The organism is Psychrobacter sp. TAE2020 (genome assembly GCF_018919485.1).
In the GTDB taxonomy this organism is placed as follows: domain Bacteria; phylum Pseudomonadota; class Gammaproteobacteria; order Pseudomonadales; family Moraxellaceae; genus Psychrobacter.
On record NZ_JAHLMU010000019.1, the window covers coordinates 1 to 422 of the forward strand.

Sequence of the window (422 nt, forward strand, 5' to 3'; positions counted from 1 at the left end):
TCTCCATCATTTACCGGCAACCTTCCTGCTCATTTCATCCCGCCATGCGGTAGCTGAGGATTCGACCATGTCATGGGAAAGCACATCACCGCGCTCAAGTTGCTGGCGTCCTGCCTCAACCTGGTCACGGAACCAGGTATTATGCTGCCGTTCAACGGTCTGCCGCATAAAATCCCGGATTAACTGAGAGCCATTACGGTCCATGCTTTTTGCAGCGGCCATAAAAGCATCCTTCAGTTCAGCGTCGATTCTTAAACTCATATTAACCTGTGCCATTTATCACCTCGTCATTACTACGTATATACACAGTATATAACGATTCAGATATCGTCACCAGGATATGCCGCGCCAGCGGCATGGAAGGCGGCACTCCATTGTTTCATATGATACCGGAGTAAAACCGCCGAAGCCCGGCGTAAGCC

General features: G+C 50.2%; 1 protein-coding gene. It reads right to left on the bottom strand.

What is annotated here, in order from left to right; genetic code table 11:
- Positions 1-6: 6 nt before the first annotated feature.
- A complete protein-coding gene (gene yacA / locus KPY62_RS13555) occupies positions 7-276 on the bottom strand; it encodes a type II toxin-antitoxin system antitoxin YacA (RefSeq protein WP_000079943.1) in 270 nt (89 codons plus the stop codon).
- Between the last annotated feature and the right edge of the window lie 146 nt (positions 277-422).

Bases quoted from the DNA above. Each gene is read 5' to 3' on its own strand.
- yacA (WP_000079943.1), bottom strand. From the start codon at position 276: ATGGCACAGGTTAATATGAGTTTAAGAATCGACGCTGAACTGAAGGAT.